This is a genomic window from Aeromonas sp. QDB14, assembly GCF_027707845.1.
Classification (GTDB): domain Bacteria; phylum Pseudomonadota; class Gammaproteobacteria; order Enterobacterales; family Aeromonadaceae; genus Aeromonas; species Aeromonas caviae.
The window spans coordinates 1-16,066 of the sequence record NZ_JAPCJD010000016.1; the positions used below are offsets into that span (position 1 = coordinate 1).

The following is a 16,066-nucleotide window of genomic DNA, read 5'->3' on the forward strand; positions in this document are numbered from 1 at the left end:
GGCGGGACACGGAATGGATCTTAAGCTGTTGAGAAGATGTGAGATTATATCTTCATCACTTTAAGAACACAGCCTAGGGCTCACAAAACCGCTCGCCAGCAGGAACAACTGGCCAGGCTGTGGCACAATATGAGGCATTGTTAGCAATGGAGGCTGCCTCAGCCATGTCGATGGATCGCCTGTTTGGCAAGATCAAGCAACTGCCCACAATTCCGAAACTGCTGCACGAGCTGATGCAGAGTTTCAACGACGAGAATGCCCGCATCGACGAGATCGCGGCCAAGATCGCCATGGACCAGGTGATTAGCGTCAAGGTACTGCGGATGGCCAACTCCGCTGCCCTGCGCCGTGGCAATGAAATCACCTCCATCGAACAGGCGGTGATCCGCCTCGGTTTCAACCGCCTGCGCTCCGTGGTAGTCGCCTCCGGCATCATCAGCAGCTTCAAGGCCCCTCCCGGCTTTGACAAGCTCCACTTCTGGACCCAGACCTTCCAGGTCGCCACCATTGCCCGCACCCTGGCACAGCAGACCACCTCGGTGGATCCCGAGACCGCCTTCACCTGCGCCCTCATTCACAACATCGGCGAGCTGCTGATCCAGAGCACCCTGCCGGAAGAGGCGGGGCTCATCAATCTGGCCATCGAGAAAGGCAGCAGACGGGTCGATGCCCAGCGGGAGATGCTGGGTTACGACTATGCCCAGCTCGGCGCAGAGCTGGCGCGGCGCTGGAACCTGTCGCCCGCCTTCGTGGATGCCATCGCCCAGCAGCTCGACCCCCTCTCCCACGATCCGGTCAGCAAGGAGGCCGTGCTCATCCGGCTCGCCGTCTTCGTCTCCTTCGCCTGGCAGGCCGGCGTACCGGCCCAGGCCATCATCGCCCGTTTCCCCAGAACCCTGGCTGACCAGCTGGGGCTGGATCCCGCCAGCCTGGCGGATCAGCTGGAGCAGCTGCACGAACAGGGCAACGCCCTGGCCGATTTGCTGACCCAGTAGATGTACAACGGCCGATCAGCAGGAGCCGGATCCCCGTCTCATTCTGGCGGAACAGCTCGAACACCTGCACGAGCAGGGCAACGCCCTTGCCGATTTGCTGACCCAATAGCGTCACGGCAGACCGCCCAGCCAAGCCGGAAGCACCGTCTCATTCTGGCCGGTCGTCACATACACACGCCCATGGACGGGATAAGATGGCCTGCGCCCATCCCCCACTCCTGAGCCTCTCTGACACAGTAGATACCATGACCCATCCCTTCCTGTTTCACCCCCAGGCGGCACCCTGGTTCAAAGAGAGTGCCGACACCCTGCAGCTCACCCTGTTCAGCGAGCTGGACGCCCCCATCCGCGAGGTGTGGCTGCGCCACGAGCCGGACAACGAGGAGTATCTGGTCGCCATGACGCCGGTCGCCACCCGGGACAGGCTTCAGGTCTGGCAGGTCGAACTGCCGCTGGCCAGGGGGCAGGAGATCCACCTCTACTGCTTCAAGTGCCTCACCGACGAGGAGCAGTGGTGGCTGCACGGGGCGGGCGTTAGCGCCGCCATGCCGCCGCGGGAGCAGCATTTCCGCTTCAACAGCCATCACCAGCCCCCGGCCTGGGTGCAGGATCAGGTGTTCTACCAGATCTTCCCCGACCGCTTCTGCAACGGCGACCCGTCGCTGAGCGTCAAGCATCACGAGTACGAGTACAGGGGCAAGGCGGTCATCAGCAAGGCCTGGGGCGAGCCGGTCAGCCGCCACGAAGAGGGGCACGGCGCCTGTGAATTCTACGGCGGGGATCTGGCGGGCATCGACGCCAAGCTGCACTACCTGCAATCCCTGGGGGTGACGGCGCTCTACCTCAACCCCATCTTCGATTCGCCGAGCAACCACAAGTACGACACTCAGGACTACTTCAAGGTGGATGCGCACCTCGGTACCAATGCCCAGTTTGCCGAGCTGACCCGCAACCTGCACCAGCGCGGCATGAGGATCATCCTGGATGCGGTGGTCAACCACACCTCCACCGAGCACCCCTGGTTCTGCCCGCCGCTGGGCGCCCAGAGCAACCCGGATTCCCCCTGGCGCAGCTTCTACACCTTCGATCAGGAAGGGGATTATGTTAGCTGGAAAGGGATCCGCAGCCTGCCCAAGCTGGATTTCTCAAGTGAACAGGTGCAGGACGCCGTTTATCGGGCAGACAACGCCATTCTGCGCTACTGGATGCGCACCCCCTACCAGATCGATGGCTGGCGCTTTGACGTCATCCACATGCTGGGGGAGCGGGGCACTGCCGAGGGCAATCGCGGCCATGTACGCGCCATTCGCGGCGCGGTGAAGCAGGAGAATCCGGACGCCTACGTGCTGGGCGAGCACTTCTTCGAGGCGAGCCAGTGGCTGCAAGGGGATCAAGAGGACGGCGCCATGAACTACTACGGCTTCGCCCACCCCATCCGCGCCTTCCTGGCGGGGCAGGACATCGCCTATCACCCCATCAAGATCAGCGCCACCGAGCTGGATCACTGGCTCAAGCTGGCGCGGGCCCATATTCCGTTCAAGAACCAGCTGGCCCAGTTCAACCTGCTGGACAGCCACGACACCGCCCGCTTCCTGCACCTGCTGGGAGAAGACAAGCAGCGGATGCGACTCGCCGCCACCCTGCTCATCACCTACATCGGCGTGCCCTCCATCTACTACGGCGACGAGGTGGGGCTCTCCGGCGGCAACGACCCGGACTGCCGCCGCTGCTTCCCCTGGGATACCACCGACTGGGATCACGTGCTGCACGACCACTATCGCCGCCTGATCCAGCTGCGCCGCCAGCGCCCGGCCCTGCGTCGGGGAGACATCCAGACCCTCTACGCCGGCCCTCACAGCTATGTGTTCGCCCGTACCCTGCAAAGCGATCAGGTGGTGGTCGCCTGCAACCGCCACCCCACGGAGCCGCGCACCATCAGCCTGCCCCTGTGGCAGACCGCCAGCCCCGCCAGCCGCTTCACCGACGCCTTCAACGGCGACAAGTTCGAGGTGGTGCTGGGGGAGGTGCAGCTCACCATCCCGGCCAACTCGGCCAGGGTACTGCTGTCGAGCTGACCTGAGAGAGGATCAAGTAGATGGCGGGCTCTGTCCCGCCATTACTCCCGGTCATTATCAATTTCCGACCAGTAAAATTATTTACTACACGTCATTCTGACGTTCCTCCTCCTTATGCCTTTAATCAGGCATCACTAAATACCTCGACATGTTCATAGGTGACACCATGAACTTTCATTGTTTCAAATATTTCCTTATAGAAACTTGAAGCAATTACCAGATTGCTGACATGCTGATTACGGATCTTCTCAAAATAACTCACTTTGAGATTCACACCAGGCAATATGCGATCGGCTTTATTCTTGTCACCATCAACGACAATGATATTCGTACTGTCCAAAATTTCTTTCTCAATCCCATTCAGAAGAATCACTGATGCAGAACCAGCCCCCCACCAGACAACGCTGTCTGCCTTTCTAAGAAAATCATTTACTCTGTCGCGAGATGCATCGCACCGCTGCTTGAATATTGAGAGATTATTGATATAAAAGGCTTTATCAAAGGCCACTTCAATTTCGTTGTAACGGGTATTTTCAGTCTTGACAAAAACGACCCTTAAACTGCCATTCTCAACACGGTGATATATTATTTTAAGTTTGTTGTCACGGGCCAAAACTTGCATGAAGTAGATATTATAGTAGAAGAGGTGCTGTACATGAAAACCACCAAAATCAGGAACTTCAATGACGATTCTTCCGGCATCATTCAACGTTTCCGTCATCAATTTAAAGATTGAGAAGGGGTCTTCAAAATGCTCAAATACATGCATAAGATAGTAACCATCTACCTTGTCCGGAACATGGCCAGCATTAAAATAACCCTTTATAACGTTAAGCCCCAAGCCCTTCGCAATATCGGCTTGGGGGCCGGGCTCAATTCCTGTTACATTGGAGAATCCGCTCTCGTTCAGTTTTTTCAGCAAATATCCTTCTGAACAGCCAATCTCCAGTATATTTTCATCTTTGCCAAAATGACTTGTTATGGTATCAATCATACCGTCATATTTAGAGGCGCCGATATTATTCAGCGGAGAAATATATAGATAGTTGTCATATATTTCCGTTAGTTCTTCCGATGATAATTTCTTGGATGCAAACCCCACCAGACAATCTTTGCAGGCACTGACCTGCAATTCCGACACCTTTACCGGAAAATCACCTGAGTATGCAGATAAAACGGCTGGCATCTTGCGTTCAAGGAAAACCAATGTGTTATCACTGTGACAATATGGACATCTCATGATCCTCTCCTAACGATGTGATCAGGATTGATGAAACAAAGTTGAACGATCGCAATATCTATGGATTCTCATCCATCACATCATGCAACGAAATACCTATTCTCAAAGACGACTACGCCTGCGCAGAACCCCTGCATCCATAAGCTTTCTAGCCAAGGGCTCGACTCGCCAAAACGGTACTTCGATGATCTCGGCAATCTCAAAAAGGCTCAGATGACCATCGCTGTAAGCCAGCAGGTTCATCATGTCCTTTACCTGTGCACCGGACTCACGTGTTGATAGATTCGGATAGAGGCCACGACGCCCCAATTGGGGCTCACCCAATACGGTAGCCTCACAGTATTCATCCAACTCCAGACACTCGATCGCCCGCCGCAACGCTAGGAAACTATCCGCCAGCCCCCGCGGCGTGACCAGAGTAAGATCGTCCAAAGAGGTGTGGTATTCGGAATAACAACCGTACTTGCTGCGCATCATGGTGGTGACTGGCAAGTCTATGCCAGGAGCACATAGCTGACGTTCGTTGGAACCCCGATCAAGATAGCTATACGCCATATAATCAGGTGCGATATGGCCCAACACATGGCGTCCTATGCGATCAGCTATAGAATTCCCCTGTCTGGATGGTAAGAATGAGTAACACCTTTCATCCCCCATACATGTCAGATTAAAACCAGCCAACGTATGAGACTTGAGGTGCTCCAGATGGCGAGAGAGATAAACGATAGCCCCGATTGTCTCAGGAACAAGCATCAATCGATAGCTGTAGCGTCGCTTAGGCAAGGAGGCCAGCCAGGCCATCAAAAACACTCCGACACCTGGGCCGGACAACTCGTTGTTGGCCATGGAGGGGTGGCAAACATAGCTGGATAACAAGATTTCCTGCTCACTCTCCCCCGGTAGCACCCACTCGGCATAAGTCAGTGAGCCCGGTTGCAAGCTGGTATCGATCACAACCTCATAATTTCCTTCGGGTAACGCTTCCCGCACATTGTGGGGTAAACAAAAGCCCCAACGGCGCTGATAATAAGACGTGACATAGGGGATGGCATCCGGTAACTCAGGCAAGGAGTGCAAGTGAGGTTGTAATTCTGCTAAAGGGAGAGTACAGCGTACCGGTTCTGAGTAACCCACCAAATGCAAGCTACTATCATTGAAATCAACCACCTTGTGCCCATCAGGTCCCAAGATGTAAGCCTCTCTGACATTCCACTCATCCGGCACTGTCCAATCAAAAAATGTGCTTCCGCTGGCAACTTCATGGATCTGCAATTCAGGTAAACAATGTTCGCGAAACAGGGCCAATGTTTTTCTTACACCATCGCCTGTCAAGCTGCGATTGAGCGGAAACAGCAAGGAAAGCAAACGATGCAGCTGTTCGCCAAGCTGATCCTGGTCAGCCCAGTCTGTAGGCAAATAACAACTGTCATGATTCGGCATCATTCAACCCCCTCAATTAGCTCAACAATATGTCCCAAGGGACTGAGAAAAAACTGGACATGAGAGCCCCCAAAAGCGATCGCTGGCTGGCTGGGCCCAAGGGGCAGGTGGCGCTGTGTGCGTAGCCGTTCGGCGCTCGCCTGCAGGTTGCTCACCCGATAGGCAAGGTGGTTGATGACGTTGCGCCGGGTCTTGAGCACCTGGGCGACCGGGCTCTCCTCGCTGGCCGGGGAGACCAGCTCGTAGCAGAGGCCATGGTCGTCATGTACGAACTGCACCCAGACCCGTTGCAGCGGATCTTCCACCGCAACCGAGAAGCGGCTCAACCCCAGCACGTCGCGGCAATAGGCCACACCGCTCGCCAGGTCCGGCACCACCAGTCCGATGTGATCAAACTGCATGGGGTTCTCCTCCCGCCCGGATCAGGGCGTATGGGGCTGCCGCCAGCAACTCGCTGGCAGCCAGGATGAAGTCGCGGCACGACACCGCCCAGACCGGCACCCGCTGGCACAGCGTCTGGCGCCAGGCACCCCGCTCCTGCAGCAGGGCCACCAGCCGGGAGAGGTCGATTTCGCTGGCCAGCGACAGGTCGCGCACATAGTAATCCGCCTGCCACTCCCGCACGCGGCTATCGACGCGCACCTGACCCGCAAACATCTTGTGATAGCGGTAGGAGACGACCAGCCGCTGCTCCACGTAGTGGGTGAAGGTGATGCGGTCGGGGTGGCAACCCAGCCCCAGCAGCCAGCCGTCCTGTTCCGCCAGCCAGCCGAACGGGCTCTCCTGACCGAAGCAGTCGTGACACTCCCGCGCCACCAGCGCAGGACCCTGCGGGCCGCTGATCGCCATACTGAAGACGGGATCACGCGTGCGGACCACCCCTTCTCGCTGGCGGAACAGCTCCGTCATCAAGCCCACCTTGCTCGGGGTCTGCACAGGGTCGAAGCACTCGTCCGCCATCGGGCTGTAGCTGAAGGTCGGCACCAGCAGGTGTCCGCCCAGCCACTGCTCCAGGCATGTCCAGAAGGCCGCGATGCCTGCGGCGTTGCCCATGCCGGCAAACTGGGCCACCACCATGGCATCCGAGTGCACCATCAGGGCGCCGCCTCTGGGGATCCCCAGCTCGGTCAGCGCCTGCTCGAGTGCCTGTTTCACACGGCAACCCCTTTGCGCAGCAGGGCTTGCTGGATGTCGGCCAGACTCTTCAACTCGGCCAGTTCGTGCGGCTCGAACCGCACGGCATAGTGCTGCTCGACCAGCAGCAGCAGGTTGAAGTGACCCAGAGAATCCCACTCGGGAAAGCTGCCGAGGGCAGACTGTGCATTGACACTGGCCTGGGGGAACTGCTGGTGTGCCAGCGCGATAAGGTCATTCATTGGCATAGAACTCCAAAAACGGGAGAGAAAGAGAACAGAGATCAAGCGTGAGGAACAGCTCGTCCGCCAGCGGCAGCAACCCCGCTGGAGTGGTTATCGGCCGGGTTGGCAGGCTCGCCAGAAAATCCCGCGCCGGCTGGTTGCGGGTGGTGGCAACCAGGCTGATGACCAGCTCGGTCACGCCTTGCGCCCGCAGATGGTTTGCCAGTTGCGCCAGCAGCCAGTATTCAAAGCCGCGACCCAGCACCCGGCAGCTGATGGCCAAGGTATCCAGCAGCGCCCTGCCCTCCTCGAGCGGGCGCACCACCAGCAGGGCCGTCATGCCGTGATCGGCGAATCGGTCTCGCAGACTGGCCAGCCAGACGTCGCCTCCCTCGCTGGCCAGCCGGGCCAGCTCCGCCGCCTGATAGCGGCGGCCGGAGAGGTTGAACTGATTGGTCTTCTGGCTGAGCTGTTCGGCTCGCAACTGGTTGCCCGGGGAGAGCATCTGCCAGTCGGCCTGCAGCGCCAATTGCCGCAGAAAGGCGTGCTCGTCGCCCAATTGCCGGCGCACAGCCTCGGCCTCGGCCTGGGCCTGATAGGAGTGCTGCCGCAGGCCGTCATCCCGGCTCTGGTGGCGACTGCACAGGGCCGGCAGCGTCAGCAGGGCATCCGGCCAGCTCCAGAGATCGGCCGGCGGGGTCATCACCATCACCTCGGGGCAGTTGGCTTGCACCTCGGCCCGCTCCAGCTCGCTGTCATCCCAGAAGACCAGGCTGTCCAGCCCGACATTGAGGCGCGTGGCCAGCCGCCGCAACCCCTGGGACTTTGGCTCCCAACCGATCTCGGCGGCGGCGATCTGCGCCCGTGTCAGCACCATGCCGGGATGCTCGTCAAACAGCCGCCACACATCGTCCGCCAGATTCTTGGAGCAGAGCGCCAGCACTATGCCCTGCCCGTGCCAGTGGCTGGCCGCCTGCTGGAAGGCTTGGTAGAGCCGGCCCATCCCGTCCTGCCCCAGCAGGACGCCGCCGACACCGTCTTCGCCGACCACGCCGCCCCACAGGGTATTGTCGCAGTCGAGCACCAGCACCTTGTGGGCGGGTTGCTGCAACCGCTGCAGCAAGGGAAGAATCCACTGCGCCAGGCTGGCCAGACCGGCCATGGAGAAGGGGCAGGACATCAGATAGAGGTTGCGCCGATCGAAGCAGTGCTGGCGGCCATGCTGTTGCAGCCAGAGCGGCAGGTGCAGGTCGTCCAAGCCGGGTTGCTGCAGGCGCAGGCGGGCCATCTGCTGCTCGAACGCACCGGCCAGCACAGCGAGCACTGCAGGGGCCGGGCCATAGACACAGAGCGGGGCATGGCTGCAGGCCCCCACCAGCAGGTGATCCTGCGGGCGGCGCTGCAGATGCTGCAACAGAGGCTGGCAGAGCGCGTCGACGAAGGCGGCAACCGCCAGTTGCTGCTTGTCCAGTGCCAGACGACCCCACTCCTGCAGGGTCCGGGCGGGCACCAGATCTTCCCACAACCAGATGATGATGTGGGTCCCGGCCGCGGCATCGGCACTCTGGTGCATCAGGGTCTGCAACCACTGGCCATGGGGGGTCACCTGCACTTCGCCGTATTCAGCCAGGGGTCGCCAGGCGATGTTGCCCGGCATCAAGAACGAACTGCCACTGAGATGAATCGATGTCATGGCTTCTCCCACTCCGCTGTCGGCACCATCCAAGTTTTAATAACTTTGCTTGATCGTCTTTGATCTTCTAGAAAAATAAAAGCCTTTTCAGTCATTTATATCAGTAGTTGATGCTGACATAGGGGACTTCGGTCACATCCCACGCCTGCTTGAGGTAGACGGTGAGCACGAAGAAGAAGTTGGCCAGCAGGTTGGCGAAGCGATAGAGGATAGGATCGAAGCGCACGCCGCTCTCTTCCAGGCGTACCAGCAGACGCACCACCTTCTTGCTGCCACAGCGGCACAGGTGCAGGGTGGGAATGGGCTGGGGCCCCTGGGGCAGCACGAAGCCGGTCACCCGGCCGCGACTCGCCTCGTTGTAGTGATCGTACCGTCCCTTCAGCCAGTCCAGATCCTCCTCGAAGATGCCGAGCCGTCCCCGCACCGAGCCGTTGAGGTTGTAGATGAGCCGCTGCAGGGTCGCCAGATCCGCCATCACGGGCCGGGTATCCTCATCCGGCATCAGATGAGAGAGCACGGCCCCCACCTGGCAGCAGAGCTCGTCGGTGGCGATCTCGTAGTCGCACTGGAACTGGGTTTCGAAGATGAAGGGGTAGCAGAGCTCGCGCTTGTCTCTTGGCTTCTTGGGGTTCATGGCATCGCCGGGCTGGGGAAAAGGGCAGTGTGCCAGCCCGGGGACGGGCTGGCAAACACCCCGCCCCCGCCAGCATCACGGGGGCGTCGCCAGACTAGCCGGTCGCCATCTGCTGGCCAAGCAGCCGCATGGCCTCCAGCATCCGCTGGTTGAAGCCCATGAAGCCTGCCCCCTGGGTCGCCCCGTCCTGACCCCGCGCCGCCAGCACGGTGGGCGTCAGCGCCTCCTGCTGGGAAGGGGGCAGCAGGGCGTCGGCCTGCTGCTGCAACCGGCTGAGCCTCGGCAGGTAGTCCGCCAGGGGCTTGAGGCTCTCCTGCAGGGAACTGGCCCCCTGGTAGGTCTGACTCAACTTGGCCGATTGCTTGAGCTTGAGGGAGTAGGAGACCAGCTGGCTGTCATCCAGTTGCAGCCCGTTCAGCCCGTCCGCCAGGGTCTTGCCGTCGCCCCCCTTGAAGAACTGCCCGGCCAGCTCGTCCAGCCCCTTGACCAGGGTGCCGATGGCATCCATCTCGGCACTGTCGAGATCCCCCTCCAGGGAGAAGTCGAAGCTCTGGCTCGACTTGAGGCTGAACTGGCTGCCGCCCCCATCGCTCTGGGACTTGAACTGCCAGCTGTCGCTGAAGCGCAACATCACCTTGTCCCCGTCCCGTGTCTCGATCTCGAGGAGGGCCTGCTGGCGGCTGGCCATCCTGGCATCCCCCAGATCCGTCGTCGACACCTTGCCGAAGAACTCCTTCTCGAACTCGTCGAGCCCCTTCTGGATCAGCTTGTAGCTCTGATCCATGCCGGTCTTGATATCTTTGTTGTCCGCCCAGTCACCGAGCTGCTTCCTGGCGTCACCGAAGCCCTTGTCCACCCCCTTGCGGGCCTGCTCCATCATCTTGGTCAGGTCGTCGTCGGACTTGCCGTCGGCACGGGCCGCGCCTATCCGCCCGGTGACGAACTGCAACACGTTGTCCGCCACCGACTGGAAATCGAACAGGGTCTCCGGGGTGATCTCCTGGGGTTCCTGCACCTTGGGTGCCTTGTAGCCCTGGCCGTTGATCTCCAGCGCAAATTGCAGCGCCTGCTGGATCAACACCTGGGCCCATTTCGGGGGCTTGTTCAGGGAGACCTCATCCCCCTTGTCCGCCGTCTTCGACTCCGTCTGTTGAGGCGATTTGGGAGCAATGCCCACTCCCTTGGGTTGGGCTGCGCCCATGCCATCAATTTGCATCATTACTCTCCCGCCTATAGTGGTGGATCGGTTATCGGCCCGACTGGCCACTTCTTGACCACAAAAAACTTGGACAATCCGCAACGGCCTTTTAAAATCCCCACCCTTTGGTTGGCTGCGGCCTTCCCCCGGTCTTTCCCCGGCTCAGCCCGGTGCATGCGAGGTATCCATGACTCAATCCCAGCCCTCTTCCGCCGACGCCCAGGGCAGACGGACTCCTGCCGACTACCAGGCCCAGCTCGACGAGAAGCGCGATCGCCTCACCCAGCTGTTCGCCCCCTTCAATCCGCCCGCGCTGGAGTTGCACGCCTCTCCCGCCGAGCACTACCGGATGCGCGCCGAGTTCCGCATCTGGCACGAGGGGGACGACCTCTTCCACTGCATGTATGCACCGGCCACCAAGGAGATCATCCGGGTCGACAGCTTCCCCACCGCCAGCCTGCTCATCAACCGGCTGATGCCGGTGCTGCTGGCCGGGCTTCGCCCGCACCCCGTGCTGCGCAAGAAGCTGTTCCAGATCGACTACCTCTCCACCCAGTCCGGCCAGATCTGCGTCAGCCTGCTCTACCACCGCAAGCTGGAAGCCGAGTGGCAGCAGGCCGCCGAGGCGCTGCAGGCCGACCTGCGGGCCAAGGGGTTCGAACTGCAACTGATTGGCCGCGCCCACAAGCAGAAGATCTGTCTCGGGGATGACTTCGTCATCGAACGCCTGACCGTGCAGGGGCGCGAGCTGGTCTACAAGCAGGTGGAAAACAGCTTCACCCAGCCCAACGCCGCCATCAACGAGCAGATGCTGGGCTGGGCCCTGGACGTGACCAAAGAGAGCGAGGGGGACCTGCTGGAGCTCTACTGCGGCAACGGCAACTTCTCCATCGCCCTGGCGCAGAACTTTCGCAAGGTGCTGGCCACCGAGATCGCCAAGCCGAGCGTGGACTCCGCCCAGTTCAACATCGCCGCCAACGGTGTCGACAACCTGATCATCCTGCGCATGTCGGCGGAGGAGTTTACCATGGCGATGCGCGGTGAGCGGGAGTTCAACCGCCTCAAGGGGGTCGATCTTCGCGCCTACCAGTGCAACACCATCTTCGTCGACCCGCCCCGGGCCGGTCTGGACGACGCCACCGTCAAGCTGGTGCAGGATTACGACAATATCCTCTACATCTCCTGCAACCCCGAGACCCTGCAGGCCAACATGGCCGTGCTCGGTGAAACCCACGAGATCGCCCGCTTCGCCCTGTTCGACCAGTTCCCCTGGACCCACCACATGGAAGCCGGGGTGTACCTGAAGCGCAAGGGCGGCTGATCCGGGCGGTTCCCCGGCTGCTCCATGGCAGCCGGAGCCGCTTTGGCCACTAAAGGGCGCGGATCCTGCCTCATCGCGCTGCCCCGACCCACCACGGGGCAAGTGGGGCGGCCCGATGCCAACCGGTTCATCCTGTCCCCCCTTCTCCCCCGGGAGAAGGGGCAAAAACCCCCGCATTGATTAGTTATCCCGGTGCAGAGCGCGGACGCAGCCGTTATGCTGGCGACACGCCCACTCACGCCATGACCGGGGAACCACGCCACCATGCCACGCGTTCTGTTTGTTGAAGACGATCCCGAGATAGGCCAGCTCATCAGCAGCTGGCTCGGTCGCCACGACATCGAGGTGCTGCTGGAGACCCGGGGTGACCGGGCACTCGACAGGGCCCTGGCCGAGCAGCCGGATCTGGTGCTGCTCGACATCATGCTGCCGGGGCAGGATGGCCTCTCCCTGTGCCGGGATCTGCGCCCGCGCTTTGCCGGCCCCATCGTCATGCTCACCTCGCTCGACAGCGACATGAACCAGATCCTGAGCCTGGAGCTGGGGGCCAACGACTACATCCTCAAGACCACGCCCCCCCCGGTGCTGCTGGCCCGGCTACGAGTCCAATTCCGCCAGCAGGGGCAGAGCCAGCAGGCCGTGGTCCCCGCCGCCCCGCCCCAGCGCCTGCAGTTCGGCCGCCTCCAGATAGACGGCCCGGGTCGGGACGTGCGCCTCGATGGGGAGAGCATTCCCCTCTCCACCGCCGATTTCGACCTCCTGTGGGAGCTGGCCTGCCACGCGGGCCAGATCCTGGGGCGGGAGGCGCTGTTTCGCAGCCTGCGGGGGCGCGACTACGACGGCCAGGATCGCAGCATGGACGTGGCCATCTCCCGTCTGCGCCGCCGGCTCGGGGATGACAGCAACAACCCGACCCGCATCAAGACGGTGCGCCAAAAGGGTTATCTACTCGTACCCCAGGCCTGGGAATGAGCTGGTGTCTCACACGCCTGCACACCAGAAGCCAGGGAATGACAGCAACAACTCGCTCTGGATCAAGACGGTGCGCCAGAAAGGTTACCTGCTGGTGCCCCAGGCCTGGGAATAAGCCCCGCCGAATGACCTTGATGCACTCAGCGCCCTTCTCCCCTTGCGGGAGAAGGGTTGGGGATGAGGGGCAACAAGGCAATGTCCAGACGCAATCCAGGCAAGAGGAGAGCCCCGATGCGACGCCTGTTTATCCAGTTCTATCTGCTGCTGATAGGCTGCTTCACCCTCGCCATTCTGCTCATCGGGCTGGTCTATCAGGTCAGCGCCGAGCGGGCGGGGGACCGTTATCTGGAGCGGATGATGCAGGGCTCCCTCGGCCTGCTCACTGGCGAGCTGGCCCGGCTGCCGCCGGAACACTGGGCCACCCGCACCGGCGAGCAGAGCCGCCAGCTCAATCTGCCGCTGCAGATCGGCGTCCTCGCCAACCAGCCCCTGGCCAGCGAGGATCAGGCCTTCCTCGAGGCGGGCAACATCGTCATCGTCGAAGAGGATGACACCTTCCTGCAGCGCATCCCGAACACCGACAAGGTGCTGATCGTCGGCCCCGTCCCCTACCTCTCCTACCTGCACGAGCTGCACTGGGTGGACGTGGGGCTGCTGCTGCTCATCGGCCTTTCCCTCGGCCTGCCCATCCTGCTCTGGCTGCGCCCCCACTGGCGCGGCCTGCAACAGCTCGAACAGACCGCCCGCCGGGTCGGCGACGGGGATCTCTCCTGTCGCACCGGTTTGCCGCCCGGCAGCAGCCTGGGCCGGGTCGGCCGCACCTTCGACCAGATGGCGGAGCAGTTGCAGGCCATGCTGGCCAGTCGCAAGCAGTTGACCGACGCCATCGCCCACGAGCTGCGCTCCCCCCTGGTGCGGCTGCGCTATCGCCTCGCCATGCTGGCCGAGCCTACCTCACCCGAGGAGCAGCAGGGACTGGAGCGGGACCTCGGCTCCCTCGATGCCCTCATCGAGGAGATGCTCACCTATGCCAGGCTCGATCGCCCCGAACTGCCGCTGCAATGCAGCGATCTGGAGCTCGGCAGCTGGGCCGGCAGCCGCCTGGCCGACTGGCAGGCCCTGCGACCGGACAAGCGGCTCGACTTCGTGCGCCCGGCCATGGCTCTGCCCTGGCGCGGCGACACCCGATTGCTGGACCGGGCGCTGGAGAACCTCATCGGCAACGCCCTGCGCCATGCCACCAGCCAGGCAAGCCTCTGCATAGCGCGACAGGGGGACGACTATCTGCTGGAGGTCGCCGACGATGGCCCCGGCATCGATCCCGCGCTGGCCCCGCAAATCTTCGAGCCCTTCGTGCGCCTGGATCAGAGCCGGGACAGACGCACCGGCGGCGCCGGGCTGGGGTTGGCCATCGTGCGCAGCATCGCCCACCACCACGGCGGCGAGGTGCAACTGCTGCCAAGCAGCAGCGGTGCCCGTTTCTGCCTGACCCTGCCCGTACATTTGGATACAAACCGTCACCAGTCGCTCACTGAACCGCAGGTCGAACAGCCCTAGGATGAAGTCATGGAGAAACGCTCCATGTCATCAAACCGAATGAGGAACTGGAATATGAACAAGCTGATCCCCCTGACTCTGGCCGCTGTCTTCGCCCTGACCTCCGGCTTCACCATGGCTGCCACCCCGACCAAGGCCGCCGCTCCCCACGCCACCCAGACCAAGGTCGTGAAAAAGCATCACAAGGCTGCCCACGCCAAGGCGCCGGCCGTCAAGGTTGCCCCCAAGACCAAGTAAGCCGCCCGCTTCCGCCATGAAAAAGGGGCCCCCGACAGGGGGCCCCTTCTGTTTTTTACGCGCTTGCCGTGACTCAACCCAGCATGTAATCCCCTGGCAGTTCGATGCGGGCCACCCCGGAGGCAACCGCCGCCAGCGCCACGGCACGGGCAACCCGCGGCAGCAGGCGGGCATCCATGGGCTTGGGAATGACGTAATCCTTGCCGAAGGCGAGTTCACTCACGCCAGCGGCGGTCAGCACCTCGGCGGGCACCGGCTCCTTGGCCAGGGCGCGGATCGCCTCCACTGCCGCGATCTTCATGGCATCGTTGATGCGGCTGGCACGGGCGTCGAGGGCGCCGCGGAAGATGAAGGGGAAGCAGAGCACGTTGTTGATCTGGTTCGGGTAGTCCGAGCGGCCGGTTCCCATGATGAGATCCCCGCGTACTCCGTGAGCCAGGGCAGGCTTGATCTCGGGGTCCGGATTGGAGCAGGCGAAGATCACCGGGTTGGGGGCCATCAGGGCCACCGCCTCGGCGGGCAGTACGTCCGGGCCGGAGACGCCGACGAAGACGTCAGCCCCGTCGATCACCTCCATCAGGGTGCGCAGGGGGGTGTCGTTGGCGAAACGCTGCTTGTACTGGTTGAGATCGGTGCGGCCGCTGTGGATCACACCCTGGCGGTCCAGCATGAAGATGTTGTGCGGCGCAGCCCCGCACTTGATCAGCAGATCCATGCAGGCGGTGGCGGCGGCGCCGGCGCCCATGCAGACGATGCGGCTGGTGCCAATCTCCTTGCCCTGCACTTCCAGCGCGTTGAGCAGCCCGGCGGCGGTGACGATGGCGGTACCGTGCTGGTCATCGTGGAACACCGGGATGTCGCAGCGGGCGATCAGCGCCTCTTCAATCTCGAAGCACTCGGGGGCCTTGATGTCTTCCAGGTTGATGCCGCCGAAGGTGTCGGCGATGGCGGCCACCGTGTCGATGAACTGGGCGCTGGTCTCGTGCTTCACCTCGATGTCGATGGCGTCGATGCCGGCAAAGCGCTTGAACAGCAGGGCCTTGCCCTCCATCACCGGCTTGGAGGCCAGCGGGCCCAGATTGCCCAGCCCCAGGATGGCGGTGCCGTTGGAGATGACGGCCACCAGGTTGCCCTTGCCGGTGTAACGGTAGGCATCGGCCGGATTGGCGGCGATCTCGCGTACCGGTTCGGCTACGCCCGGGCTGTAGGCCAGCGCCAGATCGCGAGCGGTCTCGGCGGGCTTGGTGAGGGCGATGGCGATTTTGCCCGGAACGGGTTGGGCGTGGTAGTCGAGTGCCTGTTGGCGGAGATCGTGCTGCTGATCGGACATGGGGGACCCCGATACG

15 protein-coding genes are annotated in these 16,066 nt (G+C 61.7%); 6 read left to right on the plus strand and 9 right to left on the minus strand.

The genetic code is table 11. The annotated features are described in order from the left end of the window. Positions 1–146: 146 nt before the first annotated feature. Complete coding sequence (locus PG887_RS07485; protein ID WP_270821417.1) at positions 147–995, plus strand: HDOD domain-containing protein; 849 nt, start codon at positions 147–149, stop codon at positions 993–995. 245 nt (positions 996–1,240) lie between these two features. Continuing rightward, positions 1,241–3,070: a maltodextrin glucosidase gene (gene malZ / locus PG887_RS07490; protein WP_270821418.1), complete on the plus strand. Its 1,830-nt coding sequence runs from the start codon at positions 1,241–1,243 to the stop codon at positions 3,068–3,070. 124 nt (positions 3,071–3,194) lie between these two features. On the opposite strand, the gene PG887_RS07495 is transcribed toward malZ, so the two are convergent. From PG887_RS07495 to PG887_RS07530, 8 genes are all read right to left on the minus strand, one after another. Further along, a complete protein-coding gene (locus PG887_RS07495; RefSeq protein WP_270821419.1) occupies positions 3,195–4,256 on the minus strand; it encodes a class I SAM-dependent methyltransferase in 1,062 nt (353 codons plus the stop codon). Between the two features lie 156 nt (positions 4,257–4,412). Continuing rightward, on the minus strand, positions 4,413–5,753 hold the full coding sequence (locus PG887_RS07500; protein ID WP_270821420.1) for a DUF4910 domain-containing protein: 1,341 nt from the start codon (positions 5,751–5,753) through the stop codon (positions 4,413–4,415). Next, complete coding sequence (locus PG887_RS07505) at positions 5,750–6,151, minus strand: VOC family protein (RefSeq protein ID WP_104454964.1); 402 nt, start codon at positions 6,149–6,151, stop codon at positions 5,750–5,752. Before PG887_RS07505 ends, PG887_RS07500 begins: the two co-directional genes overlap by 4 nt. Then, the gene (locus PG887_RS07510; protein ID WP_104454965.1) at positions 6,141–6,905 is read right to left on the minus strand and encodes an AAC(3) family N-acetyltransferase; all 765 of its coding nucleotides are present in this window, start codon (positions 6,903–6,905) and stop codon (positions 6,141–6,143) included. The genes PG887_RS07505 and PG887_RS07510 overlap by 11 nt, the downstream gene beginning before the upstream one ends. Next, positions 6,902–7,126: an acyl carrier protein gene (locus PG887_RS07515; protein WP_024945539.1), complete on the minus strand. Its 225-nt coding sequence runs from the start codon at positions 7,124–7,126 to the stop codon at positions 6,902–6,904. Before PG887_RS07515 ends, PG887_RS07510 begins: the two co-directional genes overlap by 4 nt. Next, positions 7,119–8,801, minus strand: a complete 1,683-nt coding sequence (locus PG887_RS07520) for an HAD-IIIC family phosphatase (protein WP_104454966.1) — start codon at positions 8,799–8,801, stop codon at positions 7,119–7,121. Before PG887_RS07520 ends, PG887_RS07515 begins: the two co-directional genes overlap by 8 nt. Positions 8,802–8,901: 100 nt before the next feature. Then, a complete protein-coding gene (locus PG887_RS07525; protein ID WP_042016441.1) occupies positions 8,902–9,435 on the minus strand; it encodes an ATP--cob(I)alamin adenosyltransferase in 534 nt (177 codons plus the stop codon). A gap of 94 nt (positions 9,436–9,529) precedes the next feature. Further along, complete coding sequence (locus PG887_RS07530; RefSeq protein ID WP_270821434.1) at positions 9,530–10,651, minus strand: DUF5610 domain-containing protein; 1,122 nt, start codon at positions 10,649–10,651, stop codon at positions 9,530–9,532. A gap of 169 nt (positions 10,652–10,820) precedes the next feature. On the opposite strand from PG887_RS07530, the gene trmA reads away from it, so the two are divergent. The 4 genes from trmA (at position 10,821) to PG887_RS07555 (ending at position 14,720) form a co-directional block, all read left to right on the plus strand. After that, complete coding sequence (gene trmA / locus PG887_RS07535) at positions 10,821–11,954, plus strand: tRNA (uridine(54)-C5)-methyltransferase TrmA (RefSeq protein WP_042882517.1); 1,134 nt, start codon at positions 10,821–10,823, stop codon at positions 11,952–11,954. 264 nt (positions 11,955–12,218) lie between these two features. Further along, a complete protein-coding gene (gene rstA / locus PG887_RS07540) occupies positions 12,219–12,926 on the plus strand; it encodes a two-component system response regulator RstA (RefSeq protein WP_010676073.1) in 708 nt (235 codons plus the stop codon). A 231-nt stretch (positions 12,927–13,157) separates the two neighbouring features. Next, positions 13,158–14,483: a two-component system sensor histidine kinase RstB gene (gene rstB / locus PG887_RS07550; RefSeq protein ID WP_270821421.1), complete on the plus strand. Its 1,326-nt coding sequence runs from the start codon at positions 13,158–13,160 to the stop codon at positions 14,481–14,483. A gap of 54 nt (positions 14,484–14,537) precedes the next feature. Then, positions 14,538–14,720, plus strand: a complete 183-nt coding sequence (locus tag PG887_RS07555; RefSeq protein ID WP_010676075.1) for a hypothetical protein — start codon at positions 14,538–14,540, stop codon at positions 14,718–14,720. 73 nt (positions 14,721–14,793) lie between these two features. Here PG887_RS07555 and PG887_RS07560 read toward each other — a convergent pair whose 3' ends face one another. After that, a complete protein-coding gene (locus tag PG887_RS07560) occupies positions 14,794–16,050 on the minus strand; it encodes a malic enzyme-like NAD(P)-binding protein (protein WP_052815781.1) in 1,257 nt (418 codons plus the stop codon). Between the last annotated feature and the right edge of the window lie 16 nt (positions 16,051–16,066).